Source organism: Paenibacillus naphthalenovorans (genome assembly GCF_001465255.1).
Lineage (GTDB): Bacteria > Bacillota > Bacilli > Paenibacillales > NBRC-103111 > Paenibacillus_G > Paenibacillus_G naphthalenovorans.
Genome location: NZ_CP013652.1, coordinates 1,148,228 through 1,174,996, shown reverse-complemented (window position 1 = coordinate 1,174,996; position 26,769 = coordinate 1,148,228). Strand labels below are relative to the sequence as shown.

At 51.2% G+C, this 26,769-nt stretch carries 24 protein-coding genes, 1 pseudogene and 1 other annotated feature; of the genes and pseudogenes, 8 read left to right on the top strand and 17 right to left on the bottom strand.

Features of this window, described 5'->3' with window-relative positions; all coding sequences use genetic code 11:
- Positions 1-48: 48 nt before the first annotated feature.
- A complete protein-coding gene (locus tag IJ22_RS05655) occupies positions 49-1,227 on the bottom strand; it encodes a M20 metallopeptidase family protein (RefSeq protein WP_054818050.1) in 1,179 nt (392 codons plus the stop codon).
- A 232-nt stretch (positions 1,228-1,459) separates the two neighbouring features.
- Between IJ22_RS05655 and IJ22_RS05650 the strand changes: the two genes are divergently transcribed.
- Together IJ22_RS05650 and ftsW are read left to right on the top strand one after the other, a co-directional pair.
- Positions 1,460-1,807, top strand: coding sequence for a YugN family protein (locus IJ22_RS05650; RefSeq protein ID WP_062407843.1), 348 nt, complete (start codon positions 1,460-1,462; stop codon positions 1,805-1,807).
- A 17-nt stretch (positions 1,808-1,824) separates the two neighbouring features.
- On the top strand, positions 1,825-2,979 hold the full coding sequence (ftsW, locus tag IJ22_RS05645; protein ID WP_062407841.1) for a putative lipid II flippase FtsW: 1,155 nt from the start codon (positions 1,825-1,827) through the stop codon (positions 2,977-2,979).
- Positions 2,980-2,997: 18 nt separating this feature from the next.
- Here ftsW and IJ22_RS05640 read toward each other — a convergent pair whose 3' ends face one another.
- Together IJ22_RS05640 and IJ22_RS05635 are read right to left on the bottom strand one after the other, a co-directional pair.
- Positions 2,998-3,387: an Asp23/Gls24 family envelope stress response protein gene (locus tag IJ22_RS05640; protein ID WP_054818062.1), complete on the bottom strand. Its 390-nt coding sequence runs from the start codon at positions 3,385-3,387 to the stop codon at positions 2,998-3,000.
- 101 nt (positions 3,388-3,488) lie between these two features.
- On the bottom strand, positions 3,489-4,274 hold the full coding sequence (locus IJ22_RS05635) for an SDR family oxidoreductase (RefSeq protein WP_062407839.1): 786 nt from the start codon (positions 4,272-4,274) through the stop codon (positions 3,489-3,491).
- Positions 4,275-4,362: 88 nt separating this feature from the next.
- Here IJ22_RS05635 and cax point away from each other — a divergent pair, with 88 nt between their 5' ends.
- Positions 4,363-5,415: a calcium/proton exchanger gene (cax, locus tag IJ22_RS05630; RefSeq protein WP_171005875.1), complete on the top strand. Its 1,053-nt coding sequence runs from the start codon at positions 4,363-4,365 to the stop codon at positions 5,413-5,415.
- 39 nt (positions 5,416-5,454) lie between these two features.
- Here the strand turns inward: cax and IJ22_RS05625 are convergent, their stop codons facing one another.
- The 3 genes from IJ22_RS05625 to IJ22_RS05615 all read right to left on the bottom strand — a co-directional run bounded on the left by IJ22_RS05625 (position 5,455) and on the right by IJ22_RS05615 (position 7,410).
- Positions 5,455-5,742, bottom strand: coding sequence for an Fpa/YlaN family protein (locus IJ22_RS05625; RefSeq protein WP_054818061.1), 288 nt, complete (start codon positions 5,740-5,742; stop codon positions 5,455-5,457).
- A gap of 218 nt (positions 5,743-5,960) precedes the next feature.
- Positions 5,961-6,209 carry an HPr family phosphocarrier protein gene (locus IJ22_RS05620; protein WP_054818047.1) on the bottom strand — a complete coding sequence of 83 codons (249 nt, stop codon included), beginning with the start codon at positions 6,207-6,209 and terminating at the stop codon, positions 5,961-5,963.
- Between the two features lie 82 nt (positions 6,210-6,291).
- Positions 6,292-7,410 (bottom strand): aminopeptidase, encoded by a 1,119-nt coding sequence (locus tag IJ22_RS05615; protein ID WP_062407835.1) that lies wholly within the window; start codon positions 7,408-7,410, stop codon positions 6,292-6,294.
- 39 nt (positions 7,411-7,449) lie between these two features.
- On the opposite strand from IJ22_RS05615, the pseudogene IJ22_RS25635 reads away from it, so the two are divergent.
- Positions 7,450-7,740 (top strand): annotated as a pseudogene (locus IJ22_RS25635) (transposase); the annotation flags it as partial.
- Between the two features lie 179 nt (positions 7,741-7,919).
- Here IJ22_RS25635 and IJ22_RS05610 read toward each other — a convergent pair.
- Positions 7,920-8,507 carry a TVP38/TMEM64 family protein gene (locus tag IJ22_RS05610; protein ID WP_054818046.1) on the bottom strand — a complete coding sequence of 196 codons (588 nt, stop codon included), beginning with the start codon at positions 8,505-8,507 and terminating at the stop codon, positions 7,920-7,922.
- A 318-nt stretch (positions 8,508-8,825) separates the two neighbouring features.
- Between IJ22_RS05610 and rpsD the strand changes: the two genes are divergently transcribed.
- Positions 8,826-9,425, top strand: coding sequence for a 30S ribosomal protein S4 (gene rpsD, locus IJ22_RS05605; RefSeq protein WP_054818045.1), 600 nt, complete (start codon positions 8,826-8,828; stop codon positions 9,423-9,425).
- 59 nt (positions 9,426-9,484) lie between these two features.
- On the opposite strand, the gene tyrS is transcribed toward rpsD, so the two are convergent.
- Positions 9,485-10,741 (bottom strand): tyrosine--tRNA ligase, encoded by a 1,257-nt coding sequence (gene tyrS / locus IJ22_RS05600; protein ID WP_054818044.1) that lies wholly within the window; start codon positions 10,739-10,741, stop codon positions 9,485-9,487.
- A 49-nt stretch (positions 10,742-10,790) separates the two neighbouring features.
- Positions 10,791-11,090: a binding site (T-box leader), on the bottom strand.
- Positions 11,091-11,275: 185 nt separating this feature from the next.
- Between tyrS and IJ22_RS05595 the strand changes: the two genes are divergently transcribed.
- On the top strand, positions 11,276-14,353 hold the full coding sequence (locus tag IJ22_RS05595) for a transglycosylase domain-containing protein (RefSeq protein ID WP_062407834.1): 3,078 nt from the start codon (positions 11,276-11,278) through the stop codon (positions 14,351-14,353).
- 71 nt (positions 14,354-14,424) lie between these two features.
- Here IJ22_RS05595 and acsA read toward each other — a convergent pair whose 3' ends face one another.
- Complete coding sequence (gene acsA / locus IJ22_RS05590) at positions 14,425-16,149, bottom strand: acetate--CoA ligase (RefSeq protein ID WP_062407832.1); 1,725 nt, start codon at positions 16,147-16,149, stop codon at positions 14,425-14,427.
- Between the two features lie 149 nt (positions 16,150-16,298).
- Here acsA and IJ22_RS05585 point away from each other — a divergent pair, with 149 nt between their 5' ends.
- Both IJ22_RS05585 and IJ22_RS05580 read left to right on the top strand, forming a co-directional pair.
- Positions 16,299-16,931: a GNAT family N-acetyltransferase gene (locus IJ22_RS05585; protein ID WP_054818043.1), complete on the top strand. Its 633-nt coding sequence runs from the start codon at positions 16,299-16,301 to the stop codon at positions 16,929-16,931.
- Between the two features lie 17 nt (positions 16,932-16,948).
- Complete coding sequence (locus IJ22_RS05580; RefSeq protein ID WP_074728177.1) at positions 16,949-18,130, top strand: acetoin utilization protein AcuC; 1,182 nt, start codon at positions 16,949-16,951, stop codon at positions 18,128-18,130.
- Between the two features lie 88 nt (positions 18,131-18,218).
- On the opposite strand, the gene IJ22_RS05575 is transcribed toward IJ22_RS05580, so the two are convergent.
- The 8 genes from IJ22_RS05575 to IJ22_RS05540 form a co-directional block, all read right to left on the bottom strand.
- A complete protein-coding gene (locus IJ22_RS05575) occupies positions 18,219-19,604 on the bottom strand; it encodes a glycine--tRNA ligase (RefSeq protein ID WP_054818042.1) in 1,386 nt (461 codons plus the stop codon).
- Between the two features lie 46 nt (positions 19,605-19,650).
- Complete coding sequence (locus IJ22_RS05570; RefSeq protein WP_054818041.1) at positions 19,651-20,355, bottom strand: 5'-methylthioadenosine/adenosylhomocysteine nucleosidase; 705 nt, start codon at positions 20,353-20,355, stop codon at positions 19,651-19,653.
- Between the two features lie 36 nt (positions 20,356-20,391).
- On the bottom strand, positions 20,392-21,411 hold the full coding sequence (gene ccpA, locus IJ22_RS05565) for a catabolite control protein A (protein ID WP_074728182.1): 1,020 nt from the start codon (positions 21,409-21,411) through the stop codon (positions 20,392-20,394).
- Between the two features lie 147 nt (positions 21,412-21,558).
- Complete coding sequence (locus IJ22_RS05560; protein WP_054818040.1) at positions 21,559-21,975, bottom strand: hypothetical protein; 417 nt, start codon at positions 21,973-21,975, stop codon at positions 21,559-21,561.
- 88 nt (positions 21,976-22,063) lie between these two features.
- Positions 22,064-22,477 (bottom strand): VanZ family protein, encoded by a 414-nt coding sequence (locus tag IJ22_RS05555; RefSeq protein WP_062407827.1) that lies wholly within the window; start codon positions 22,475-22,477, stop codon positions 22,064-22,066.
- A gap of 39 nt (positions 22,478-22,516) precedes the next feature.
- Entirely contained in the window at positions 22,517-23,050 is a 534-nt protein-coding gene (locus IJ22_RS05550; protein ID WP_062407825.1) for a type 1 glutamine amidotransferase domain-containing protein, read from the bottom strand.
- Positions 23,051-23,102: 52 nt separating this feature from the next.
- Positions 23,103-24,869 carry a phosphoenolpyruvate--protein phosphotransferase gene (gene ptsP, locus IJ22_RS05545; RefSeq protein WP_062407823.1) on the bottom strand — a complete coding sequence of 589 codons (1,767 nt, stop codon included), beginning with the start codon at positions 24,867-24,869 and terminating at the stop codon, positions 23,103-23,105.
- Positions 24,862-26,751: a glucose PTS transporter subunit IIA gene (locus IJ22_RS05540; protein WP_062407822.1), complete on the bottom strand. Its 1,890-nt coding sequence runs from the start codon at positions 26,749-26,751 to the stop codon at positions 24,862-24,864. Before IJ22_RS05540 ends, ptsP begins: the two co-directional genes overlap by 8 nt.
- Positions 26,752-26,769 lie beyond the last annotated feature (18 nt).

The following is a 26,769-nucleotide window of genomic DNA, read 5'->3' as shown; positions in this document are numbered from 1 at the left end:
ATTAGGTTTTCCCTTTCCCTTGCTTTCCATTCGCCCGATCACTGTCACTTACCGGGAATGTTCCGACATATAATCTTCGACCAGCGCTATGAACAGCTTTGCAGCATGGGTCATTGCCGTTTCGTCAATATCGAACCGGGGATGATGATGCGGGTAAACGATGCCGCGGTCCGGATTTCCCGCTCCGACAAACATGAAGCATCCCGGCACCTGCTGCAAATAATAGGCATAGTCCTCCCCCGCCATGATCAGCGGCGAAGTCTTCGCCCCCGCCTCGCCCAAAGCCGCCTTGGCCGCCCGATAAAACCGCTGCTCTTCCTCCGCGTGATTCACGACAGGCGGATATCCCAGCTTGTAGTCTATCGTATAATCGGCTCCCTGCATAAGACAGGTTTGTCGGACGATATTTTCCAGACGGGCCTTCACATCCATTCGTAAAGAAGCGTTGAATGTACGCACCGTTCCCTTCAATACGGCTGTTTCTGCAATGACGTTAAAATTGGTTCCGCTGTGGATCGAGCCGACGGAAACGACGCATGGCTCAGTGGGATCCGTACTGCGGCTGACAATCGATTGTAAATTGACTACCAGCTGAGAAGCCACAAAAACGCTGTCCACCGTTTCGTGGGGCAGACCGCCGTGCCCGCCTTTGCCTTTGATTTCAATGGTGAACTCATCGGCTGCCGCCATGATGGGACCCGCCTTGCAATACGCGGTCCCAACCTCAAACGGCGTCCACAAATGAATGCCATAGATGACGTCCACCCCATCCAGCACACCATCCTTGATCATTCCGAGCGCCCCTCCCGGAGTCACTTCCTCCGCAGGCTGGAACACAAAGACAATATTTCCGCGCAGCAGCTCCCTGTGTCTGCTGAGCGTTTTAGCTACACCGAGCAAGGTGGCCGTATGAGCATCATGACCGCAGGCGTGCATGACACCGGGTACGCTGGAGGCATACTCGCAAGCTTTCTCGTCTTGTATGGGCAGAGCATCGATATCGGCCCTGAGCGCAACGGTCGGTCCGGCTTTTCCGCCCTGCAGTCTGGCTGTCACACCGTGTCCGCCAACCCCCGTCCGTACCTCAAGCCCCCATCCCCGAAGCAGTTTTGCAATGTAGGCAGCGGTTTCCGATTCTTGAAACGACAGCTCCGGATGCCGGTGCAAATACCTGCGCCAAGCGATCATCTCGGGAACTATCGTATCCAGTGTATCTTTTATCATCATAGTACCCCCTCCGCTCTTTGCAGCGTCATCATATAATGGCGATCCTTTCATTGGCATATTAATCTTAATTTTATCAAATCTAAAGAGCGGTTTCATCCATGTGTCACAAGAAATTCAAACTTTACAGCACCGCTTTTGGAGCCATATGCATTAGGCTTGCACAAGTAAGGGAAACATACTATCATGAATAAAGGATAATTAGCTGAGTTGTACATATTTAGGAGGGCTTGCAGTGATTATTGAAAACAGTGGATTAAAAGGCTTAAAAAGTGATCTCGCCCATTTGGACGAGTCTATGGAGCAGCTCGGTTTCGTTCGCTGGCAGTGGGAATATAACCGGGCAACTTACGACCTGAAGCTTGAAGATAAAGCTACGCAAAGCGATTATTACCTGCGCATTAATACTCGGGCTGAATCCGGCAAGCTGGAATCCCCTTATGCCATTCTTTACATCGAAGAAGTCTATATCGGCAAAGCTACTTTCCCGCATGGCCTGGATTATCAAGCGCCTGTACCCGATGCCATCATGAAAACGGTCAACGGTAAATTAGCGGAGTTGAAAGCAAAGCTGTCCCAATAATCGGGGAATAAAAGCTTATGACTTCACCGAAACCGAAACCGAGACGAGGAACGCCCGATTTCTTACTGCTGTTTTTGACGTTTTCGCTTGTGTGTTTTGGTTTGGCATTCGTATTTAGCGCAGGCATGGCTTACAGGTCAAGCGAGCCTTGGTATTTGGCAATCCGCCAGGCATTCGCCATCGGTCTAGGAACGGTGGCCATGTTTTTCTGTATGAATATAGACTACCGCAAGCTGCAAAAATGGATCGTTCCGTTTTTAGCCGTTACCGTTTTCCTGCTGTTGTTGGTGCCGATCATAGCTCCGGAAAGAAACGGTGCGCAAAGCTGGATATATATCGGCAGCTTTGGGCTTCAACCAACGGAATTTGCCAAATTGGCGGTTATTCTATACTTGGCCGCCATTATCAGCAAAAAAGGGGATCGGATCCGTGACTTTAAACGAGGACTGGTTCCTCCCTTGGTCGTAGTAGGTTTCATTGCCGCGCTGATTATGCTGCAGCCGGATTTGGGCTCAACGATGATACTTATCCTGTCTGCCTTGCTTGTCATCATCGTGGGCGGAGCCAATCTGAAGCATGTTTTTTATCTTGTCGGAGCCGCTGCCGGAGCATTGTCCGTCGTCATTGCTATTTATTTTATGAAGACCGGCGGTGACAGCTACCGAATCGCCCGCTTTACCGCCTTTCTGGATCCTTGGTCGGATCCGCTTGACTCCGGGCATCAGCTCATTCAGTCGCTTTATGCGTTCGGTCATGGGGGACTGACAGGCGCCGGCTTTGGCCAGAGTATACAGAAGCTGCATTATTTGCCTGAAGCTCACAACGATTTTATTTTTTCCATTATCGGGGAAGAGCTTGGATTTATCGGAACCTCTCTCTTTTTACTGGTGTACCTGGCTTTTTTGCTAAGAGGACTCATTGTAGCTCTCCGATGCAAGGAAACCTTCGGTACCCTGGTGGGTGTAGGAATCGTAGGAATGATAGGGATTCAGGCGTTCATCAATATCGGCGGAGTAACCAACACGATTCCGATGACAGGGGTAACGCTGCCGCTGATTAGTTATGGCGGCACTTCCATGCTGATGACGCTGATGAGCCTCGGAATTCTGCTAAGCATCTCCAGAGAGCATAATAAACCGGAAAAAGAACGCGATATGAAAAAGAGAGCCTGACAAAAGGCTCTCTTTTGGTTATTTAACCCGGTTGTGCGGATCTTCCACTGCTGCCGTCTCTTCCTCCCGAAAGGCTACCCCTTCCACCTTCACATTGACCTCTACAACGGATAAGCCCGTCATATTCTCTACCGCCTCGCGGACGTTTTCCTGCAAATCACGGCAAACTTCATGAATCCGGCTTCCGTAGTTGACAATCACTCTCAAATCGATTGCCGCTTCCACTTGACCCACTTCAACCGAGACGCCCTTTTGGACGTTCTTTCCGCTCAAGCGCTTGGCCAATCCTTCCGAAATGCCTCCCGACATGGCGGCGATCCCTGGAGTTTCGAGTGCGGCTAGTCCTGCAATCGTCGCCACAACATCATCTGAAATACGGATAAGACCTGTTTGAATGTCTTCGCTCAAGAGGATCACTCCTTCAAGGATTATAGCTCTATTGTAATAACTTCCCACACGGAAAGCAAATGCGCCGTATCCGATCGGATCCAATGAACTGACTTTCAACTTTAAATCGCCTTTACCATGCCTCCGTCCACATAGAAGACAGAACCGGTCATGTAGCTGTTGCGCGGCGATAATAAGTAGGCAGCCATCGATGCCAGCTCCTCCGGCTCACCGTAGCGTCCCAGCGGAATGTCCTTGATCATGTTCTCCTGTATGTCTTCCACCGTTTTTCCTTGCCGGGAAGCATTGAAGGAATCCAGTTCGATGAGCCGGTCGGTCATAATTCGTCCTGGACACACCGTATTCAAGAGGATGCCGTCCGGACCCCATTCAATCGAGAGTGTCTTCATTAACCCGATGAGTCCCGTGCGCAGGGTGTTGGATAGTACAAGCCCGGGAATCGGTATCTTCACGGAAGACGACGCAATCGTAACGATCCGTCCCCCCTGTTCCTTCATTAATGGATAAAACCCTTTCACCAAACGGACGACGCTCATCAGATTCAGCTGGATGGCATGAAGCCAGGCCTCTTCATCCAGCGACAAAAAACTGCCGCCCGGCGGGCCGCCTGCGTTGCATACCAGTGCGTCCACCTGTCCGAACCGATCCTGGGCTTGCTGTACAAGCCAAGAGATTTGTTCAGGGCTGCTCAAATCCATACCCAAACCGGTGGCTTCCACGCCATACTTCTGCGCAAGCTGTGCGGCGACATCACAGATCGCTTGTTCATCCCTGCTGCACAGCAGCAAGCTGGCGCCTTCCGCTGCCAACTGCTCGGCTATAGCTCGTCCCAATCCTTTGCTGGAAGCGGTAACAACCGCTTTTTTTCCCTTCAGCCGCAAATCCATTCGAATGCTCCTCCTTTTGCCGATAACGGGATATTTGAGAATAGGTTTTGATCCATTCAGGTATACTTTACCACATGAGGTGATAATGATGAAACGCCACGGTTTTGCCATTTGTCTAATTTTGAGTTTTGCGCTTAGTGCGGCGGCGCATTATGTTGGATCTCCCGCATTCAATCCCACGCTGCAGTTTTTGATCGCGGCGGTCGCCATTATATTTGCCGCCGGCTTTCTCGGCAAGGCGACCGAAAGCGTGGCTCAATACGCGGGAGAGCGGCTGGGCGGTTTCCTGAACGCCACTTTCGGCAATGCGGCGGAATTGATCATCGCCATATTTCTAGTGAAGGATGGGTTATTCAATACCGTTAAAGCAAGCATCACCGGATCGATCATCGGGAATATGCTGCTTGTTCTGGGGCTCAGTGTTCTGATCGGCGGATTGAAATACAAGGAACAGCACTTTAATGTGAAGCTCGCCGGTCACAATGCTTCCCTGATGCTGCTGGCGGTCATCGCCTTGTTCATCCCCGCCGCTTTCACTCGAAGCCTGACGACAATGGAAACGCAAACCTTAAGCATTATCGTCTCCGTTATTCTGATCGTTGCCTATTTGCTGTGGCTGTTTTTTTCCATGATCACGCATAAGACCGAGCTGTCAGACCAGGCTCTGGAACACGGAGAAGCGGTATGGTCCAAGGGAACATCCGTCTTGTTTTTACTGCTTGCCACCACGATGGTGGCTATCGAGAGCGAATGGCTGGTGAGCACGCTGGAGCCCTTCAGCCATCAGTACGGTCTGTCCGACCTGTTTGTCGGCGCCTTCCTGATTGCCATAGTAGGCAACGCGGCAGAGCACAGCGCAGCGATTATTATGGCCCGCAAAAATAAAATGGGCGCCGCTGTGGAAATTGCCGTCGGAAGCAGTCTGCAGATCTCGCTCTTCGTCGCACCGGTGCTTGTCCTTTTATCGCTGTGGTTTGGCAACCCTATGAACATTATATTTACTGTCTATGAGCTTGTAGCTATCGGCGTGGCCGCCATCATCGCTACGTCGATCTCAAGGGATGGCAGCACCACCTGGTATGAAGGCGTCCTGCTGCTGGTGGTTTATCTGATCCTCGGGATTGCATTTTACTTGGTGTAAAGGCCGCATAATAAAAAAAGAGTAACCTTCGGACGAAGGTTACTCTTTATTTTGGTTCATGGCTTCATACAGCTCGGCCAAATTGCGTTCGAGCTTCATCAGGATATGCTTACCGGCTGCCTCATTGATGAGTTCGGCTCGAATAGCGAAATCGATTTCTCTGGACAGCCCGTAAATCTGCGTATCTAATACCTCTTCATAGAGAGGACATTTGCGCGTAGTCAAGTTTTCCATTTGCACTTCAATCAGCTTCTCAATCTTGTCCGCATCCTCCTGAAGCAGATTCAGCGCTCTCTGCGACAAGCTGAGCAGCACATCCGATGACATGAAGCTTCCCCCCTGTAATACGCCATGAAGCGAAACCCGGCTTACCATTTTCAAATTCGTTTCGCCCTCCCGGTTCTCCCGAAATGACGCGAATGGATATCATTCACGCTTCATAATTCAATTTTAGTCGAAAATGGCGGAATACACAAGTCATAGAGGAAGAAAAGGCATTTTCCGCCGTGCGGAAATGCCCCTCCTTGTTTCGCATCGCTTTGTTGTTAGTCCTGAATGCTATTGATCTTCAGTCCGTGCTTCTCAAACACCTCGGCCATGGCTTTCTTCGCTTCCTCCGCATCAGGACCGTGGACGTGAAGGTCGTAAGTGCCGGATGCAAGCAATGTGGTAAACAAGCCAAGAATGCTCTTCACATCGATATATTTATTGTCATACTGCAAAACGATTGAAGATCTGAATTTATTTGCTGTTTGAGAAATTTCCACGATTGCCGCATTGTTTGCGTTAGGCATAACAATCCCTCCAAAATAATACGTTGTTTTAGCTTATGATACATGGGAAGAGAATAACATGCAACTACATTTTCACACCCGGTTATTTTAAATTTTCAGGGTTTAAGCCCATTAGTTCAGGAATGACGAACCGGCCGTCCTTGCGGATCAAACGGTCGTCAAAATAGATTTCTCCACCCCCGTACTCGGCCCGTTGAATCAGCACCAAATCCCAGTGAACGGAGGAACGGTTCCCGTTATCCGCCTGCTCGTACGCTTGCCCCGGCGTAAAATGAAGACTTCCGTCGATCTTCTCGTCAAACAGCGTATCCTTCATCGGGTGTAAAATATAAGGGTTAAAGCCCAGACTGAATTCACCGATATATCTTGCTCCTTCATCCGTATCCAACACTTCCAGAAGACGGGCGGTATCGTTCGCCGACGCCTCTACGATTTTTCCGTGTTCAAATCGGAACGTGATATTCTCGAACGTTACTCCGGAATAAACGGACAGAGTATTGTAGGCGATGATACCGTTCACCGAATCCCGCACCGGAGCCGTATACAGTTCCCCGTCCGGTATGTTCCGGCGGCCGCAGCATTTGACCGATCCGATTCCGCGAATCGAAAACGTAATGTCCGTTGCGCCCGGCCCTGTAATGCGGACACGGTCGGTTTTATTCATCAGCTCCTGGAGCGGCTCCATCGCATCGGCCATTCTGGCGTAATCCAGATTGCATACATCAAAATAAAAATCTTCGAACCGCTCGGTGCTCATACCGGCCAATTGAGCCATGGAAGCGTTCGGATAGCGCAGCACCACCCATCGCGTCCGCTTGACCCTCTGCTCCAAATGAACTTTTTTACGATAAATTTGATTGTACAGCTTCATCTTTCCGTCCGGCACATCGGAAAGCTCGCTGACATTTTCACCCGACCGAATGGCGACATAGCAGTCCATCTCCTTCATTCGCTGAAGGTCCATATTCGCCCAGTGTTCCATCTGCTCTTTTGTAGCCGAACGCAGCACAGCCGCGCGAATGCTGTTATCCGCCAGCTCTATATACGGATACCCGCCCCTGGCATGAACTTCCTCTACCAGACATTTAACGATTTCACGCTCGGAACCGACCATTTCGATCAGTACCTTCTCTCCGGCTTGAACGTCCAAAGAATAGCCGACGATATTGCGGGCTAACTGCTGCAGTCTCGGATCGCGCATAAACCTCTCTCCTCGTATAGTATTTCCATTCGGGGAAATTCGTCTCTCTCTTGGCACCAGTCCGGCCCGTTTGAGGCTGAGGATACCAAACGCATTCGTTCCGGCAACCGATTCCTGCGGTACTACCTGGTTGAAGCTGCCAACTCGGTGAAAAACCGCGATCCGGAATTCGGCGAGTACTACCGGAAGAAGTACAACGAAGTACCCAAGCGCCAACACAAACGCGCCCTCGTCTTAACGGCAAGAAAACTTGTGCGTCTGGTCGATGTGCTGCTACGCAACGGCCAACTCTACACGCCTCGAAGGAAGGTGACAACTGCGAAGGATTAGCGCCTCCTTTGCCAAAGTCCTTCACGGATTCCCAGTTAAAATCTGGTAATTGACTCGATTTTCGACTGGGTTTAGTTTGGTGCTGCCATTTTCCCTGACTCCTGCGCTCTGCAGCCAAGAAAATTTCCAATTCTCACGAATCAGGGACTTGACATCTTACCGTTGGACTTTTTGACGGTCTACATTCCATTTTCGTTTTTCATCCACTTATTTTTGAATCGGTTGCCGATCACGATCATCACGGCGAACGCCGCCAGAAGGACCAAGAGCCGCCCCTTATATCTGGCAAAATGCAGAAGATCGTGCCCGATCAATGATTCGAGCCATATCATCGGCGCTTTACCGATAAGGGTTCCTGCAATGAAATCTCTCGCCCTTACTTTCATCACCGCCGCGCCATAATTGATCGCGAAGGACGGGAGCACCGGTATCAAGCGGCTTAAGGCAATGAACAGCATGCCGCGCCGTTCCAGCTGCGCGTTAAGCTTTTCGATATTTCTGTATTTCACCAGCTTTTTCTGAACCCAGCTTCTTCCATAGTGCCTGGCAGCATAAAAGGCGATGACCGCGCCGAGGCAGGCACCCAAATAATTAATGGCCAGCCCGCCCCATAACCCGAATAACAGAACATTCATCCCAGCCACAAGCACAAATGGAACAAAAGGAAAAACGGTCTGCAGTACGGCAAGCAGCGCACCTCCGAGATGACCGACGACACCATACGAATTCAGAACGTCCGACATGTGCTGAACATTCCATTGCCCCAATGCTGTAACCTCCCACTTCAAGCTTTTCCCATTGTATCAAAAAAAGAAGAGATTCTCGAACGGGATTGCAGCTTGACACAGCCCTGTTATATCTTATAAAATTAATTGTCGAGAATAGGCATGCCACCGGGACTTTACCCGAGTATGCTTATTGTGGAAGCTTGTGTCACCCTCTGTTGATTTTGTTGCCGACGGGACCGCGGCTGGTTTTTTCCCTTCGGACGCCACATGGGCATGAGAAACAAAGTCGGGCACACGCTTCACCCGTTATTAAAACCAAAACTATCTTACTTTATGAACAAAGGAGCACTCTAATCCATGTCACGTTACACTGGTCCTAAATTTAAATTAAGCCGCCGTCTCGGCATCTCCTTGAGCGGTACCGGCAAAGAATTGAAACGTCCTTTCCCGCCTGGCCAACACGGCCCGGGTCAGCGCAAAAAAATCTCCGGATACGGTTTACAGCTGCAAGAAAAACAAAAGCTGCGCCACATGTACGGTCTGAACGAGAAGCAATTCCGCAACCTGTTTGACAAGGCAACTAAAATGCAAGGTATCGCCGGTGAGAACTTCATGTTCCTGCTCGAAAGCCGTTTAGACAATCTGGTTTACCGTCTGGGTCTGTCCAACTCCCGTGCAGGTGCCCGTCAGCTCGTTGCTCACGGTCACATCACGGTAAACGGCAAAAAAGTAGATATCGCCTCTTACCTCGTAACGCCTGGCGATGTGATCGGCCTTCGCGAAAGAAGCCGCAACCTGTCTGTTGTTAAAGAAGCTTTGGCTAACCGCAACTACCTGCCGGCTTACCTTGAGTTCGACGAAAACGCAATGGAAGGCAAATATGTCCGCCTGCCTGAGCGTGCCGAGCTTGCTCAAGAGATCGATGAAAAGCAAATCGTCGAGTTTTACAGCCGTTAATCTTAACGATACGAAAAAACCTTGGCTCTTCTTCGGAAGAACCAAGGTTTTTTGTTGTTTCAGCCAAGCTTGATTTTGGCGAATTTACGCTTGCCAACCTGTACGATTTCGCCGCCTTCGGGCGTCAGCTCCTCGTTCGGGTCAATGATCTTCCGTTCGTTCACCTTCACTGCGCCCTGCTGTACGCTCCGTCTTGCTTCGCTGTTTGAGCTTTGCAATCCCAGCGTCACAAGCAGCTTGGCGATCCGGATTTTCCCGCCCTCGAGCGCTTCAGGCGGAAGCGTTACCTCTTCAATATCGTCCGGCAGCGCCCGCTGCTGAAATACGGTTACAAAATGCTGCTGTGCATCGTCTGCCGCCTGCTCTCCGTGATACATGCGGACGAACATGTGAGCCAGACGCATTTTGGCGTCGCGAGGATGGATCGTGCCCTGTGCGATACCCTCACGCAGCTGCAGCAGCTCCTCGTTCGAAATATCCGTGGCCAGCTCGTAATATTTGAGCATCAATTCATCCGGTACAGACATCGCCTTTCCGTATATTTCGTTCGGCTCTTCATCGATACCGATATAGTTGCCGAGGCTTTTGCTCATTTTCTGTACCCCGTCAAGGCCTTCAAGCAGCGGATTCATAATCGCAATTTGAGCGGGTAAGCCATATTCCTTCTGAAGCGTTCGGCCCATCAGCAGATTGAATTTCTGGTCGGTTCCTCCGAGCTCGATATCGCTTTTCAAAGCAACCGAGTCATAGCCCTGCATGAGCGGATAAAAGAACTCATGAATATGAATCGGCAAACCTCCGGCATAGCGCTTGGAGAAGTCATCCCGCTCAAGCATCCGCGCCACGGTCACCTTGGCGGACAGTTGAACGACATCAGCAAACGTAAGCGGCCCGAGCCATTCGGAATTATAAAAGAGCTGCGTTTTTTGCGGATCGAGAATTTTGTAGATTTGCTTCTGGTACGTCAAAGCGTTGCGCTTCACGTCATCTTCCGTCAACTGCTTCCGCGTTTCCGATTTCCCGGTCGGATCCCCGATGCGGCCCGTAAAGTCACCGATAATGAGCTGCACCTGATGACCAAGCTCTTGAAATTGGCGCAGCTTATGCAGCACAACCGTATGCCCAACATGAATATCCGGCGCGGACGGATCCAGTCCAAGCTTTACTTTAAGCGGTTTTCCCGTAGCAACCGAGTCGATGATTTTTTGCTTTAATTCGTCCTCCGGAACGATTTCGACCACACCGCGCCGGATGGTTTCCAATTGGCGGTTCACTTCGTTCTGCTGTTCCGCAGTCAGTTGTTCCCATTTTGTCATTTGCTTCATTCCTCCCAAGTATCAAAAATACAAAAAAACCTTCTCATCCTCAAGGGACGAGAAGGTTTAGCTCGCGGTACCACCCTAATTAAAGCGAGACAGACGAAACCTGTAGTGCGAATTCCGCTGCTAAACAGATAAACGCCAGTCTTGGCTTTCACTTCAGCAGGATAACGGGGGTTGCCCGATCGGAAGCTACCGGCCTGATACCGTATGATACGGCCATCGGGCGTTCCCTTCCGCTGCTCCGGACTGTAATTCGGTATAAGGTTAAGTACCGGTTTCCACCGTCCACCGGCTCTCTGAAAGCTTGTCTCCTTATCCTACTGATGTCCTTCAACGCATTTGGATCTGATGCAATTAAGCTTAGTTATACCATACGTTTGCTATCGGTGTCAAACGGCCCCGTTTGTGCTTGCGGCATAAGCCAAACATCATGAACAGTGATCCTGAGAGCCTAATGCCGCTGTTCGGCTTGACTCTATATGCTATAATGTTTAAGTAATGTTTTCCAATCGGGAGGAAACCGTAGTTATGGAAAAGGAACAAAAGCCTCAAAACTATAAAGAGGTTCTGCAGTCCATCGGTAAATACACGCTGCTCACTTTCAAATGGATGTTTATCGTTGGAATGATCGCCGGATTTCTCGGGGGAGGGGCCGCGTTCGGATACGTATCCGCTTTAGTCAAGGACGATCCCGTCCGCAGCAAGGAAGCCATGGTCGCCCAGATGCAAGACGATGCACAAACCGGATTCGTCTATTTTCGCGATAATACGCTCGTTGGTCAAATCCGTACGGAGGAAGACCGCCGTTTGGCCAATTTGAACGAAATTCCTCAACTGGTGATTGATGCCGTATTCGCCATTGAAGATAATCATTTTTATGAACATAACGGGGTTGACGTTAAAGGGACGATGCGCGCCGTTATCCAAAAGCTGCTGAATGAAGACGTCCAAACCGGTGGCAGCACCATTACCCAGCAGCTGGCCAGACGCGTTTACCTGTCATTAGATAAAGCCGACAGCCGGAAGGCCAAGGAAATACTGCTTGCGATGCGAATGGAACGCATTATGTCCAAGGACCAGATTCTGCTCGCTTATTTGAACAAAATTCCATACGGCAACGGTTCTTCCGGCTACAATCTATATGGGATCAAAGCGGCTGCGAAAGGGATTTTCAACATTGAAGACTTAAACCAGCTGAATGTTGCCCAAGCGGCATTTCTGGCTGGCCTTCCCCAGCAGCCGAGCAATTATTCCACCTTCAACAGCAGCGGGGTGTTCGACGGCGCCGCCTTCAAACGCGCGGTGCAGCGCCAGCAGCTGGTGCTCCGCCGAATGTTGGAGGAAGGAAAAATAAACGATCAGCAGTATCAGGAGGCACTTCAGTTCGATTTGAAAGGCTCGCTCGCTGAACGGGTGAAGAAAGCTTACTCCACCTATCCTTATTTGATGATCGAGGTGGAGAAGGAAGCCGCGAAAGTGCTGCTGAAAGCAGAACACCCGGATTTGGACCAGAAAGAAAATCCGGAGCTCTATAACGAAGAGCTCAAAGAGATTCAGGCGCAGCTCAAGCGCGGCGGATATCATATTTACACAACGATCGATAAAGAAATTTACGACTCGATGCGTGACATCGCTCAGGATCCGAAAAACTTCTCACCGGACGATAAAGTCAAAGGAATGGAACAAATCGGAGCGGTCATGATAGAAAGCAGGACAGGTGCGATTCTTGGCATGATGGAAGGCAGGGATTTCTTTAAAGAGCAGTTGAATCACGCCACTCAAGCTTACCGCCAGCCGGGGTCCACGATGAAGCCGATCGCCGCCTATTTGCCCGCCATGGAAAAAGGCCTTCAGCCCGCATCAGTGATCGATGACTCTCCGATCATCCTTAAGGACGGTACCCGGGGTTATCACATCCCGGAAAACTGGGACAACAAATATCGCGGGCTGATTACTGCCAGAAGAGCTCTCGACCAATCGTACAACATTCCGGCGATCAAACTGTTTTTGGACGTTGTCGGCATTAAGGAAGCATGGGAATTTGCCGGAAAAATGGGGATTAAATCCATCACGGAAGCGGATTATGTTGCGCAAACCGGTGTTATCGGCGGCTTAAAATACGGTGTAACGGTAAAAGAATTAACCAACGCCTATGCAACGATCGGCAACAACGGAGTTTATAACGAAGCGTACTTGATCCAAAAAATAACGGACTCCAATGGCAAGGTCATCTACGAGCACCAGTTGAATCCGTCCACCGCTTTTTCCGAACAAACGGCTTATCTCATGACGGATATGATGCGTACCGTGATTACTTCGGGAACGGCGACAGATCTGATGAAGAAATTCAAACATTATGGAAAAGTACCGATTGTCGGGAAAACGGGTTCCACACAGGACGATGCGGATGCGTGGTTTATGGGGTACACCCCGGATATTACCTTAGGCGTGTGGGCCGGGTACGAGCTGCCGATCCATAAGCTGAGCAAACAAACCGGCGGGACGAACCGCGCCAAAAATATATGGGCGCTCACTATGAACATGGCGATCGATAAGCGTCCTGAGCTGTTCCCTACCAAGAATTTCAATCGCCCGGACAATATCGTACAGATGACGGTATCCAGCCTATCAGGCAAGCTTCCGAGTCAAGCGACTATAGAGGCGGGGAAACAGGTAACGGACTTGTTTAACAAGAAATTCCTGCCGACCGAGGAAGACAATGTGCTCGTTAAACTCCCGATCATTACTTATAACGGAATCAATTATATTGCCCAAGCCGAAACCCCGGCCGATTTCGTTCAGGAGAAAATGGTGATCCGCAGGGAAAAACCGCTCAACGAACTGTTTGCAGAGCTGGAGAGCGTCATTAGCAAGCTCCCGGCAAGCCGTAAAAGAAGTTTAAGCTTCTATCGCCCGAGTGACTATGATATGGACGCACCGTCAAAGAATGATCCGAGAACAGATGACGGGAAACCCCCTGCAGCGCCGACAACTGTTGTCTCCACCCGCTCGGGAGATACAAGTGTCATTACGTTCCAGGCCAGCGGCAGCGCGGATATCGTCGGATATCGTCTCTATCGTTCTTCCAACGGCGGACCGTTCCAACGGGTGAACGGCAAAGTGGTCATTGCGGGAGAGGAAACGAAGTTTACGGACACCACGCCTGGCGCAGGCGTATTCGGATATTACATCACGGCGGTAGATGTAGCCGGCAAAGAATCCGCGCCAAGCCAAGCGGCTTATACGGATGGATCGCTGGGGCAGCCCCTATCGTCTTCGGGCAAAGAAGATCAGCCGCCGGGCTCTGATTCCGGAAGTGCGGAAAAGCCTGACCAGGTCCCCTCCGCTCCATCGGGCCTGAGCGTAAGATCCAGCGGCGGCGGGATTGAGATGAAGTGGAAAGCCAACCCCGGCAAAGACCGTGTAAATCAATATACCGTTTACTACAGCGACAAAGAAGACGGAAGCTATTCCAAAATCGGCACCGTGACCGGGGCAACACAATTCCGCTACTATGCGGTCTCGTATGAAGGGTATTACAAGGTCTCGGCAACAAACGATCTGGGGGAATCCAAGCATTCCGCGCCCGTAAAATATAAAAAGTGATACGTTGTGATTTACAGCAAACAAACCCGGTCAACGAAGACCGGGTTTGTTTATGCAGCTTTGATTTGTTATTAATCTTCAATCGTCGAGAGGTCGCCTGTCGGCAAATTGAGCTCCCATGCTTTAAGCACGCGGCGCATGATCTTACCGCTGCGGGTTTTCGGCAGCTTATCTTTGAATTCAATCTCACGAGGAGCAGCGTGCGCAGACAGCCCTACCTTAACGAATTGTGCAATATCGGCCTTCAACTCTTCAGAAGGAGTATATCCTTCCCTCAGGGCAATGAACGCCTTAATAATTTCTCCGCGCATCGGATCCGGCTTGCCAATAACGCCCGCTTCTGCGACAGCCGGATGCTCGATCAGCTTGCTTTCCACCTCAAACGGGCCCACACGCTCCCCGGCCGTGTTGATGACATCGTCGATTCGGCCTTGGAACCAGAAATACCCATCCTCATCCATATACGCGGAGTCTCCGGAAATATACCATCCCGGGATACGGAAGTACTCCTCGTATTTAGCCGGATTTTTCCATATTTTACGCATCATCGACGGCCACGGCGTCTTCACGGCCAGATTGCCCATACGGTAAGGCGGCAGTATGTTGCCTGCATCGTCGAGAATCGCCGCTTCTATACCGGGCAGCGGCTTGCCCATCGAACCGGGGCGGATCGCCATGCACGGATAGTTACAAATCAGGTGGCCGCCGGTTTCGGTCATCCACCACGTATCGTGGATTCGCTGACCAAATACCTTCAGCCCCCAACGCACGACCTCCGGGTTCAAAGGCTCTCCAACGCTAAGCACATGGCGAAGTGAGGACAAATCAAATTGCTTTACAGTCTCGTCCCCCGCACCCATCAGCATGCGGAATGCGGTCGGGGCGCTGTACCATACCGTGACCTTGTATTTCTCGATCGTCTTGTACCAGTCCTGCGGACTGAACCTTCCTCCGCGGATGACATTGGTCGCACCGTTAAGCCATGGCGCAAAAATACCGTAGGAAGTGCCTGTAACCCAACCGGGGTCGGCCGTACACCAGTACACATCCTGCTCCTGAAGGTCAAGCACGACCCGTCCGGTGTAATAGTGCTGCAGCATCGCATTATGAACGTGATATACGCCTTTCGGCTTACCCGTGGAACCGGAAGTGTAATGGATTAGAAGCCCGTCTTCGCGGTCTACCCATTCCAGCTCAAGCTCCTCGGAAGCGGAAGCCATCTCTTTATAAAAATCAACTTGGCCTTCAGCAAGCGTGATATCCTGCCCCACTAGAATGATGTGCTTCAAATGCGGCAGTTCCGCCGCAGGAACCCTCGAGAGCAAAGCAGGCGTCGTGATGATGGCAACCGCTTCACTGTCCTCCAAACGATCCTTGACGGCGGTTTCCATGAATGCTTCGAAAAGCGGTCCAACGACAGCGCCGATTTTGATCGATCCCAGCAGTGCAAAATACAGCTCCGGCGTGCGCGGCATGAAAATAAATACACGGTCGCCCTTCCCTATCCCGAGCTTGCGAAGCACGTTGCCAAAGCGATTGGACTGCAGCTTCATATCGAGGAAAGTGTATTTCTCGTCTCTTCGGTCATCGCTGTAATACAGCGCTACCTTGTCTCTCCGGGTCGAATCGGCATGACGGTCAATCGCCTCGTGGGCCATATTGACTTTTCCCGTATCCGACCAGGTAAACGTCTTTTCGACGGCTTCCCAGTTGAAGCCGGCACGCTCTTCTTCATAATTTTTCATATTGGATGATGATGATACGGGTGCAATGCTTTCTATATTCGCGCGGTCCACTACACATACCTCCCAAAATCCAGCTTACCCATTGATTTAAAACGCTTTCATGAAGCTCTATTTTATTATACCACAACCCTTTTTATTCGACCAATTTTTTGTTATGCTACTACGTAGTGAAGGTTCTGGAAGGGAGTCGGTCTGCACAGATGGAACATATCAAAATATATCATTCCCTGGTTATCCCGTATCAGAACACCGAGATGATCGTTGAGGGCCCTATACCGCCTGAACGGCTTCGCACATACTCCCTTCATCCGGATCTGGATGCGTTTCGGCGGCCAAAAGATCAGTGGGAAGCCTTGGTAGAAATAGCCGAGCTGCCGGAAGGAAGGATCATTGCCGCACGAATCTCCGATCAAATCATAGGATATGTCACCTTCCATTATCCGGATGAACTGGAGCGTTGGTCCGAAGGCGGGATGGACGATCTGATCGAGCTTGGAGCCATCGAGGTCGCTAACGATTTCCGCGGTATCGGACTGGGCAAAAAGCTGATCAAGCTGGCATTTGAAGGTGAGCAATTGGAGAACGTCATCACATTTACAACGGAATATTATTGGCATTGGGATTTGGAAGCTACCGGGCTCACGGTCTGGCAGTATCGCAATATGATGGAGCAGCTGATGAAAAGCGTGGATATGGTCTGGTATGCCACCGACGATCCGGAGATTTGCTCTCATCCTGCAAACTGTCTGATGGTACGCATCGGCAAAAACGTACCGTTGTCCTCTGTCGAGAAATTCGACCGTGTTCGGTTCCGGCAGCGGTTTATGTACTGATGGAGGCGCGAAAAGTCATGAATGCCAAAGCCTTGTTCATTTACGACGAGAATGAAACCGCATACCGTTTTAATGACAGCCATCCGTTTAATCAAAAAAGATTAATTTTGACCGTGGACCTGCTGCGAAAAGCGGGGGCTCTGCCCCCCGAATCCGTCATTTCCCCCGGTAAAGCAGCGGAAGCACAGCTTTACCATGTGCATTCCAGGGAATATGTTCAAGCCGTCACCGCCCTTAGTTATCCGGAACCTGAACAGAAATGGCTGCAGCAAGCGGAAAAATACGGGCTGGCTACGGAGGATACCCCCTTCTTTCCAGGCATGAACGACATTACCATGGGCTTGGTCGGCGGGTCGATTCGAGCTGTGGACGCTGTCATGACCGGGGAAACGGTGCATGCGCTGCATTTGGGCGGCGGACTGCATCACGCCATGCCCAGCAAAGGCTCGGGCTTTTGTGTATATAACGATGCGGCGATTGCCATTGCGCATGCTAAAAGCGCTTACGGCAGCCGAGTACTCTATATCGATACGGACGTGCATCACGGTGACGGCGTGCAGTGGAGCTTCTATACGGACCCTTCCGTATGCACATTCTCCATTCATGAAACAGGGAAGTATTTGTTCCCGGGAACCGGAGCGGTGAATGAACGGGGAGCCGACTCCGGGTTCGGGACAACCGTCAATGTGCCGCTGGAACCCTACACCGAAGACGAATCGTGGATGGAATGCTTCAGCGAAGTGCTTGGCAAAGTGGCGGAGCAGTTCAAGCCTGATTTAATCGTTTCACAGCACGGCTGCGACGCGCATGCCTTCGATCCGTTGGCACACATGCACTGCAGTATGGAAATATACCGGGCGATGCCGCGCTTCATTCACCAACTCGCACATCAATATTGCGGCGGTCGTTGGGTGGCGCTCGGCGGAGGCGGGTATGAGATTTGGCGAGTCGTTCCGCGGGCCTGGAGCCTGCTTTGGCTTGAAATGAGCGAGCACGCGATCATCGGGCAGCTGGAGAAGGACCCGGAGCTGGCTCTGCCGTCTTCATGGCTTAAGGAATGGCAGCCCTACTGCAGTGAAGCGCTTCCTTCCACATGGCTAGATCCTGTAGAAACCTGGGAGCCGATACCTCGCCGAAACGAAATTACACAAAAAAATAGGCAAACCAAAGAGCTTGCCATGCTGTATTTGCCCAAATAAATGTGCTGAACGGAAGATCGGCGATGATCCGCCGAATAAAGAAAAAGCCCGCTGACCTGCGACAACCGGTTCAAGCGGGCTTTGCCTGTTAAAATTCGATTTTTGATTCAAGGAATGCTTTCAATTCGCTGATCGGCATCCGTGTCTGCTCCATCGTATCGCGGTCGCGAACGGTCACCTGTCCGTCCTGCTCGGAGTCGAAATCATATGTGATACAGAACGGGGTACCGATCTCATCATGGCGACGGTACCGCTTGCCGATCGATCCGGCTTCGTCGTAATCCACCAGGAAATGCTTGGATAAGTCGGCAAATACTTTATTCGCCCCTTCCGAAAGCTTCTTGGACAGCGGGAAAATCGCCGCTTTGTAAGGCGCCAGTGCCGGATGCAGGTGCAGCACCGTACGGCTGTCATCCCCTTCAAGCTTCTGTTCTTCGTAGGCGTTGATCAAGAAGGCCAGCGTCACACGGTCTGCACCAAGCGAAGGCTCGATACAGTAAGGAATGTAGCGCTCGTTCGTTTCTTGATCGATATAATGGAAATCCTCGCCGGAATGCGCCATATGCTGCTTCAAATCATAATCCGTGCGGTCAGCGATACCCCAAAGCTCGCCCCATCCGAACGGGAATTTATATTCAATGTCGGTAGTACCATTGCTGTAATGGGACAGCTCATCCTCGGAGTGATCCCGCAGACGAATGCTAGTTTCCGCCATGCCTAGAGACAGGAGCCAGTCACGGCAGAAAGAACGCCAGTACTCAAACCATTGCAGATCTTCCCCCGGCTTGCAGAAAAACTCCAGCTCCATCTGTTCGAATTCACGGGTCCGAAACGTAAAATTGCCCGGTGTAATTTCATTTCGGAAGCTTTTGCCGATTTGGCCGATGCCGAACGGAAGCTTTTTGCGCATCGTACGCTGTACATTCTTGAAGTTGACGAAGATGCCCTGCGCTGTCTCCGGACGCAGATACACGATGTTGGCGCTTGATTCCGTCACGCCCTGGAATGTTTTGAACATCAGATTGAACTGGCGGATTTCTGTATAATCCATAGCCCCGCAGTCCGGACAAACGATGCTGTGCTCGGCAATCAGCTTTTCCATATCGGCAAAGGATAATCCGTCCACAATCATCTCGATCCCTTTTTCCGACAAAGCATTCTCGATCAGCTTGTCCGCACGGTGACGCACCTTACACTTTTTGCAGTCGATCATCGGGTCGTTAAAATTGCCTACATGGCCCGAAGCGACCCAAGCCTGAGGATTCATCAAAATAGCCGCATCCAAACCTACGTTATAAGGCGATTCTTGAATAAACTTTTTCCACCATGCGCGTTTGATGTTGTTTTTGAGCTCCACTCCCAGTGGACCGTAATCCCAAGTGTTCGCGAGGCCTCCGTAAATTTCGGAGCCGGGAAAAATAAACCCTCTGTGCTTTGCCAGAGCGACAATTTGATCCATTGTTACCGATGACATGATTGAACGACTCTCCTTATCTATTTTAAAGCGCTGCGGCAGTTTTTTATTGCAGCCGCTTCAGTAATTGATCTACAATACGGTATGAATTCTCTGAAGCCTGGACGGTAAATTCCGCAAAGTTCACATGCGCCGAACCATCCGCTTTATCGGACATGGAGCGAATGACGACAAAAGGAACCCCGTTCATGGTGCAGACTTGAGCTACAGCCGCGCCCTCCATCTCCGTGCAGGCTCCCCCGAGCTCCGTGTACAGCTGCGCCACCGTTTCACGGCTCGCGATAAACTGGTCTCCGGAAAGCACACGCCCTTCTTTCACCCGTCCGCCGAATAACTCGCCGCTCACTTCCACAGCAAGCTTCCGCAAATGGTCGTCTGCGGCAAACAACGATGTCTCTTCATAAGGTATCGTGCCCCGGGGGAAGCCAAGCGCCGTTACGTCCATATCGTGCTGCAGGCATTCCGTCGATACGACGATATCCCCCACGTTCAGATCCGGATCTACCGCCCCGGCCACTCCGGTAAACACAATGGAGTCCACCCCGTATGTATCAATCAAAATTTGCGTCGTTACGGCAGCGTTTACTTTGCCCACACCCGATTTGCAGAGCACGATCGGCCGGCCATGAAATTGTCCTTCATAGAACACCACGCCCGCCTTTACCGATTCGTTTACCTGATCCATATGGTTATGGAACAGTTCGATCTCTTCCTTCATCGCCCCGATGACGCCGATTTTTGAATAAGCCAAGCCAAGTCCTCCTTTACAAAAAGAAGTGGCTCACGTTTAGCGTGAAGCCACCGAATTTCTTTGAATGATATCGTGAGGTAACGTAACCTGCGTCAGCTCCGAGGCATCCTTGGTTTCCTTGTTCATCAGCTTGGTCAAAAGACGCATCGCCACGGCGCCGATATCATACATCGGTTGAGCTACCGTCGTCAGCTGAGGCCGAACCATGGACGCCATCCGGATATTATCCACACTGATGACGGATACATCATCCGGCACTTTCAGCCCGTTGTCCTGAAGCGCATGAATCGCGCCGATCGCCATTTCGTCCGTCGCCGCAAAAATAGCCGTAGGACGCTCGTCCAGCTCCATGAAATATTTCGTGACCTCAAGACCTGATTCGTAACGGTAATTACCGATACGGACATAATCCTCACGCAGCGGAATCCCGGCCTCCTCCAACGCCTTCTTGTAGCCTTGGTAACGCGCATATCCGTTCGTCGGATCCTGCAGAGTTCCGGATATCATGGCGATTTGACGATGGCCTTTCTGAATCAGCAATTGCACCGCATCGTAAGCGGCCTTCTCATGGTCGATATCGACCGACGGGATGGTCTTCTGTTCATCCGCCGTCGCGCAAAGCACGACCGGAACCGAAGAGGTCTTGAACGCTTCAATATGCTCTTCCGTGATAGCGCCGCCCATAAAGAGAAGTCCGTCAACCTGCTTCTCGAGAAGGGTGTTGATGACGCGTATTTCTTTATCCTTCTTTTTGTCCGCATTGCAAAGGATAATATTGTAGTGATACATGTTGGCGATATCTTCAATGCCTCTTGCGACCTCGGAGAATATCGAGTTGGAAATATCGGGAATGACCACGCCGACGGTTGTCGTCTTCTTGCTGGCCAAGCCTCTGGCCACCGCATTCGGACGATAGCCTAAACGCTCAATGGCTTCAAAAACTTTCTTCCGTGTTTGCGGCTTCACGTTGGGATTGTTGTTGACTACTCGGGAAACGGTCGCCATGGAAACGCCCGCTTCTCTTGCTACATCATAAATTGTCACAGTCACGGCCATTCTCTCCAATGTTAAAAATTATAATGCGATCATGTCATTTAGCCTTATCATACGACAAAATGCCTGATTTCGCAACGAATATAGGCTTAATCCTATGTTCATAGTATCAAATTACATCAAAAAAAGCCAACTGCAGGGCAGCGGCTTTCAAAAATCGTGTACTGTTATGGCATGTTTGGCGATTTGAGACAAGCGTTTTCTAATATCATCCACCCACGGCCCGTCGTTAAGCGACTGGGCAAGAAGCAGCAAATCCAGCAGCTCGTTGATGCGTTCCTGGATGATGGCTTCCACCGGATCGGAAGCCCGATTCTTATCCGTCACTTTTACCATCAGATGGGCGACTTCGCTGACCTCCTCGAATTGCAGCTGCTGCTTTTCCGGCTTGCTGCCAAGCGTTCCGATTAATCCGGTCAGCTCCGGCTTCACCTCGGGATATACTTCACTTCGGCTGCAAGCTTCACAAGAAAAAACAGGGACGTTTTCGATTTCAACTTTGTTTTGATAAATCACGGTGCGGAGGCGGATACCCATGTATTCACCGCATTTGCACTGCTTCTGCAACGATACCACTCCTTTATGACGACAGCCAACCCTTTCTCCATAGGTTCAGATATTCTACCTTGGTTCAACTTTTCCTTCCGAAAGGCGGTTAGTAATATTTAGCACCGGAGAGCCGGCCGTACCAGCGCCGGACAAAAGGAATATAGAGCAGCAGCATGGCTAGTGCGGCTCCGATAGCGTCATTGCGAATATCCTTGAGATCGGGCGTCCGCCCCGGAACGAACGATTGGTGGTATTCATCGGTCACGCCGTACAGAACACAAAGCAGTATAACGGCAAGCTTAACTCCAAGGCTTAACCGCTTCGGACGCCATGCCCATAGATATGTCCAGGCCAAAATAAAATAGGCCGCAAAATGTCCCCAATCAAAGCCTTCCATCATCGGAACAAAGCGGCGGACGATGTCCAGCCAGCCGCCCACATCTTCCCCTGTCCGGGAAGACAAATAAAAAATGACCGCCATCCACAGCAGGGAAGGCAGCCATCGAATGAATACATGCATTCCGTTTTGGCTCCTAACTGCTATCAACTTGCCGAAGCTTTATTTGCGGATATACCCGGCCAATACGTCGACGAACGTTTTCGTAAATGCGGGAAGATCCGGGGGCCTGCGGCCGGAGACGATATTCCGGTCCACTACAACCTCTTGATCCACCCAGATGGCTCCGGCGTTCTCCAGGTCGTCCTTAATCCCCGGGGTCGAGGTCATGGTATAGCCCTTACAAATTTTGGCGGATGCCAACACCCAGCCGGCGTGACAAATATGGGCAATCGGCTTCTCGGCAGCATGAAATTCCTTGGTGAGCTGAAGCACGGATGCATAACGGCGCAATTTGTCAGGGGCCCAGCCGCCGGGGATATACAAGCCAATATAGTCCTCGGAACGAACTTCATCCAGAGCATGGTCGGTTGTCAGCGGAACCCCGTATTTGCCGTGATATACCGTATTGGCTTTGGGACCGGCGAGGTGCACCTCCGCTCCGGCCTCCTTCAGCCGCATCACCGGATACCACATCTCCAAATCTTCAAAATCCTCGTCTACAAAAGCAAGCACTTTGCGGCCTTTTAATTCCATCTTCGTTTTCCTCCCACAAATTTATGGATCGTCTCTTGCAACGGCGAGCGGGTTAACAGCAGCCGCTTGCCGGCCAATGAGGTTTGGTTTCCTCCGCCAAATCAGTCTCCAGATAGCGGCCGAGCACCTCGATGACAGCGGAGCTGGACATACATTTGGACAACTCGTCCCATATGCCCTCGGTATCGCTGTATTTGCTTTGCAGCAAGCTGTTTTTCACCTTCAATATGGCTTGGACCGACATGCTTAATTCCTTAATTCCAAGCGACAGCCAGATCGGCAGGGCGCGTATATCCCCTGCGAGCTCGCCGCATACGCTGACATGCGTTTTGAACCGCTTGGCGTTATCTACGATCATCTTCAGCATACGCAGCACCGCAGGATGATAAGGATCGTACAGATGAGCCACCTGTTCATTCATCCGGTCTACAGCCAGTACGTACTGTACCAGATCGTTCGTACCGATGCTGAAGAAATCAACCTCTTGGGCCAGCAGGTCGGAGATCATGACCGATGCCGGCAGCTCAATCATAATGCCTACCTCAACCTCCTCGCTGAAGGGCACTTTAGCTTCCCTCAACTCCTGCTTGGCTTCTTCCAGCAATTCATTTGCCCGATGCAGCTCTTCTAGGCTGCTGATCATCGGATACATGATTTTGACGCTGCCGTAATGACTGGCCCGGAGGATGGCACGCAGCTGCGTCTTGAACAAATCGGTCCGGTCCAGCATCACTCGTATCGCGCGGTATCCAAGCGAAGGATTCTCCTCTTCGGGCAATGCCAAATAATCCAAATGCTTGTCGCCGCCGATGTCGAGCGTGCGGATCACGACCGGCTTCCCTTGAAGCCGCTCGGCGACCTCACGGTAAACAACAAACTGCTCCTCTTCTTGCGGGAAGGTGCTCCGGTCCATGTACAAAAATTCCGTCCGGAACAGACCCACGCCGGATGCCCCGTTGCGGATCACCAAATCCAGCTCCTTCACCGAGCTGATGTTGGCTGCAAGATTCATCTGCCAGCCGTCTTCGGTTTGGGAAGGCAGGTGCGCCAATTTTTGCAGCTGTTCCTGGATCGCCTTCCAAGATTCCCTTCGCGCTTCGTACTGCCGAATAATTTCTTCCTCCGGATTGACGTAAACGATCCCTTCATCTCCGTCGATGATAAGGTAATCTCCGTTTTGAATCGGCGTTTGCAGCTTTCCCTCAAGCCCAAGCACATAAGGCACGCTCATGGCGCGGGCCATGATGGCCACGTGCGAGGTCTTGCCCCCCATCATCGTAACAATCCCCATCGTTTGATTGACGTCAAGATGAACCATTTGGGAAGGAATTAATTCTTTAGCTACCAGAATATACGGCTGATCCTTAGGAGGGAGCGTCTCTTCGAGCGCTCCGAGCAAATGCTTGAGCAGTCGGTTGCCGACATCCTTAATATCCAGCGCCCGCTCCTTCATGTAATGATCGTCCAGCAGATCGAACATGTTGACAAATTTATCGATCGCTTCCTTGACCGCTACCTCCGCAGCCTTATACTGGCGCTGCATGATCCCTTGCACTTCGCTCATAAAGATCGGGTCTTCAAGGATCGCCAGGTGAGCGTCGAAAATTTGCGTCTGCTCTTCGCCCAGTACACTGACGAACTCTTGCTTGATCTGCTCGATCTCCACCTTGGAATGATGGATCCCGTCATATAACCGTTCGAATTCATAAGCCAAATCCGCAACATCGATCAGCTTATCGGGAAAGTCCCATTCCCATGTCGGGATGACAAAAGCTTTGCCCATAGCAATACCGGATGATGCTCCGATTCCCTCAATCAAAAGCGTTCCCTCCCTCTGTGACGGCATCCTTGAGTACGACCGACATAACGGACGCCTGGCCTTTTTTCACCGTTTTATAAGGCGCAAAGCTCCATGACTTGACCTTATCGACGTTGGTGATCAGCATTGGCGTCGCCAGCGATTTACTGTTCTTTTTCACCCTGTTCAAATTGAACCGAACCAGCAGCTGACCAGGCTCCACCTGGTCTCCTTCTTTAACGAAGCAGGTGAAATATTTCCCCTGAAGATGAGACGTGTCGATACCGATATGCAGCAGTACCTGAAGACCATGTTCCGTTTCGATACCAATCGCATGAAGCGACGGATATACATGGATGATCTTACCGCCCACAGGAGCTACGAGTTCCCCCTTTTCAGGGAGAAAAGCTACCCCGTTGCCGACGATCTTCCCGGCAAAAATTTTGTCCGGCACTTCTTCCAGCGGAATCATGCGGCCCTGCATGGGCGAGTTGAACAGGACTTGCTTAATGTCCCTGCGCAGCGCCTTATTGATTTCCTCACGGATCAGCTCGGAATAGGTGCCGAAAACCACCTGCACGTTCCCCCCGCCCAACCGGATGACTCCGGCTGCGCCCAGATGCTTAAGCGCCGCGGTGTCCATCAGACGATCGTTGACGAGAGTCAGACGAAGGCGGGTAATGCAGGCTTCAATGTTCTTGATGTTGTTCTTTCCCCCCAGGGCCTGCAGAATCAGCGGGGAACGATAAGGAATATCCCCTGCCCACTCTTCCAGCTGCGAGCCTTCCTCGCGGCCGGGTGTAGGGATGCGGAATCGGCGTATCGCCCAACGAAACAAGACGTAATAGACCATTCCGTATGCCAGACCGATCGGGATGAGGAGCCAGCCGTTTTTCGCCAGGTGCAGGTTGATTAAAAAGTCGATCGCGCCTGCCGCGTAGGAGAACCCGTGGTGGATGTCCAGAGCAAATGCAATCCACATCGCAAAACCGGAGAGAATGGCATGCACAATAAAAAGATACGGCGCCACGAATAAAAAGGCGAACTCGATCGGCTCCGTCACACCGGTTAAAAAACAGGCAAACGCCGCGGTTAAAAATGTGGCGCGAACTTTCGGCTTCAAGTCTTCGCGCGCTTCATGGATAATGGCCAGCGCAATGGCCGGGAGCGCAAACATCATGATCGGATATAACCCGGCCATATAGAACCCTGCTTCGGGATCGCCGGCAAAAAAACGGGGCAGGTCTCCGAACACCGGCTGACCGTTAGCGTCGTAAGCCCCTAGCTGGAACCAGAAAAAATTATTAAACACGTGATGAAGACCTGAAGGCACCAACAGCCTGTGAATGATTCCATACAAGAAGGTCCCGAATCCGCCCAGCCCCAAGATGACATTCGTCAGCGCTTGCATGCCCGATTCCAAAGCAGGACCTATATGAATCATGACCACGATCAGAATAAAAATGGCCAGACCCATAAGCAGCGGCACCATCCGCGGGCCACCGAAAAATTGTATATATTCGGGAAGCTGAATATGCTTCACCCGATGATAAATTACCGCCGCCAGCAAACCGATCAGAATCCCGCCCGGAACTCCAAGCTGGAACGATTCGCCCAAAAAATGCTTCAGCGATTCACTGAACATATAATGCCCAATTAAGGCCGACATTCCCGCTATGCCCGCGCTCTCCGTCAGGCCGAGCGCAACGCCCACGGCAAAAATCAGCGGCAAATAAGTAAAGATCGTCGTCCCGGCCATCGTTAAAATTTCCCCGATTTGGGGCAATTGCATTTGTTCCCAAGGCAGCGAACCGAGACGCAGCAAAATGGCTGCAACGGGAAGCGTTATCGTGGGCAGCATCAAAGATCGGCCAAGCTGCTGCAGGTTTCCCATCCAATTCAAAGCAAGCCGCTCCCCCTT

Bases quoted from the DNA above. Each gene is read 5' to 3' on its own strand.
- IJ22_RS05655 (WP_054818050.1), bottom strand. From the start codon at position 1,227: ATGATGATAAAAGATACACTGGATACGATAGTTCCCGAGATGATCGCT.
- ftsW (WP_062407841.1), top strand. From the start codon at position 1,825: ATGACTTCACCGAAACCGAAACCGAGACGAGGAACGCCCGATTTCTTA.
- IJ22_RS05635 (WP_062407839.1), bottom strand. From the start codon at position 4,274: ATGGATTTGCGGCTGAAGGGAAAAAAAGCGGTTGTTACCGCTTCCAGC.
- cax (WP_171005875.1), top strand. From the start codon at position 4,363: ATGAAACGCCACGGTTTTGCCATTTGTCTAATTTTGAGTTTTGCGCTT.
- IJ22_RS05625 (WP_054818061.1), bottom strand. From the start codon at position 5,742: ATGTCATCGGATGTGCTGCTCAGCTTGTCGCAGAGAGCGCTGAATCTG.
- IJ22_RS05620 (WP_054818047.1), bottom strand. From the start codon at position 6,209: ATGCCTAACGCAAACAATGCGGCAATCGTGGAAATTTCTCAAACAGCA.
- IJ22_RS05615 (WP_062407835.1), bottom strand. From the start codon at position 7,410: ATGCGCGATCCGAGACTGCAGCAGTTAGCCCGCAATATCGTCGGCTAT.
- rpsD (WP_054818045.1), top strand. From the start codon at position 8,826: ATGTCACGTTACACTGGTCCTAAATTTAAATTAAGCCGCCGTCTCGGC.
- tyrS (WP_054818044.1), bottom strand. From the start codon at position 10,741: ATGACAAAATGGGAACAACTGACTGCGGAACAGCAGAACGAAGTGAAC.
- IJ22_RS05595 (WP_062407834.1), top strand. From the start codon at position 11,276: ATGGAAAAGGAACAAAAGCCTCAAAACTATAAAGAGGTTCTGCAGTCC.
- IJ22_RS05585 (WP_054818043.1), top strand. From the start codon at position 16,299: ATGGAACATATCAAAATATATCATTCCCTGGTTATCCCGTATCAGAAC.
- IJ22_RS05580 (WP_074728177.1), top strand. From the start codon at position 16,949: ATGAATGCCAAAGCCTTGTTCATTTACGACGAGAATGAAACCGCATAC.
- IJ22_RS05575 (WP_054818042.1), bottom strand. From the start codon at position 19,604: ATGTCATCGGTAACAATGGATCAAATTGTCGCTCTGGCAAAGCACAGA.
- ccpA (WP_074728182.1), bottom strand. From the start codon at position 21,411: ATGGCCGTGACTGTGACAATTTATGATGTAGCAAGAGAAGCGGGCGTT.
- IJ22_RS05555 (WP_062407827.1), bottom strand. From the start codon at position 22,477: ATGCATGTATTCATTCGATGGCTGCCTTCCCTGCTGTGGATGGCGGTC.
- IJ22_RS05550 (WP_062407825.1), bottom strand. From the start codon at position 23,050: ATGGAATTAAAAGGCCGCAAAGTGCTTGCTTTTGTAGACGAGGATTTT.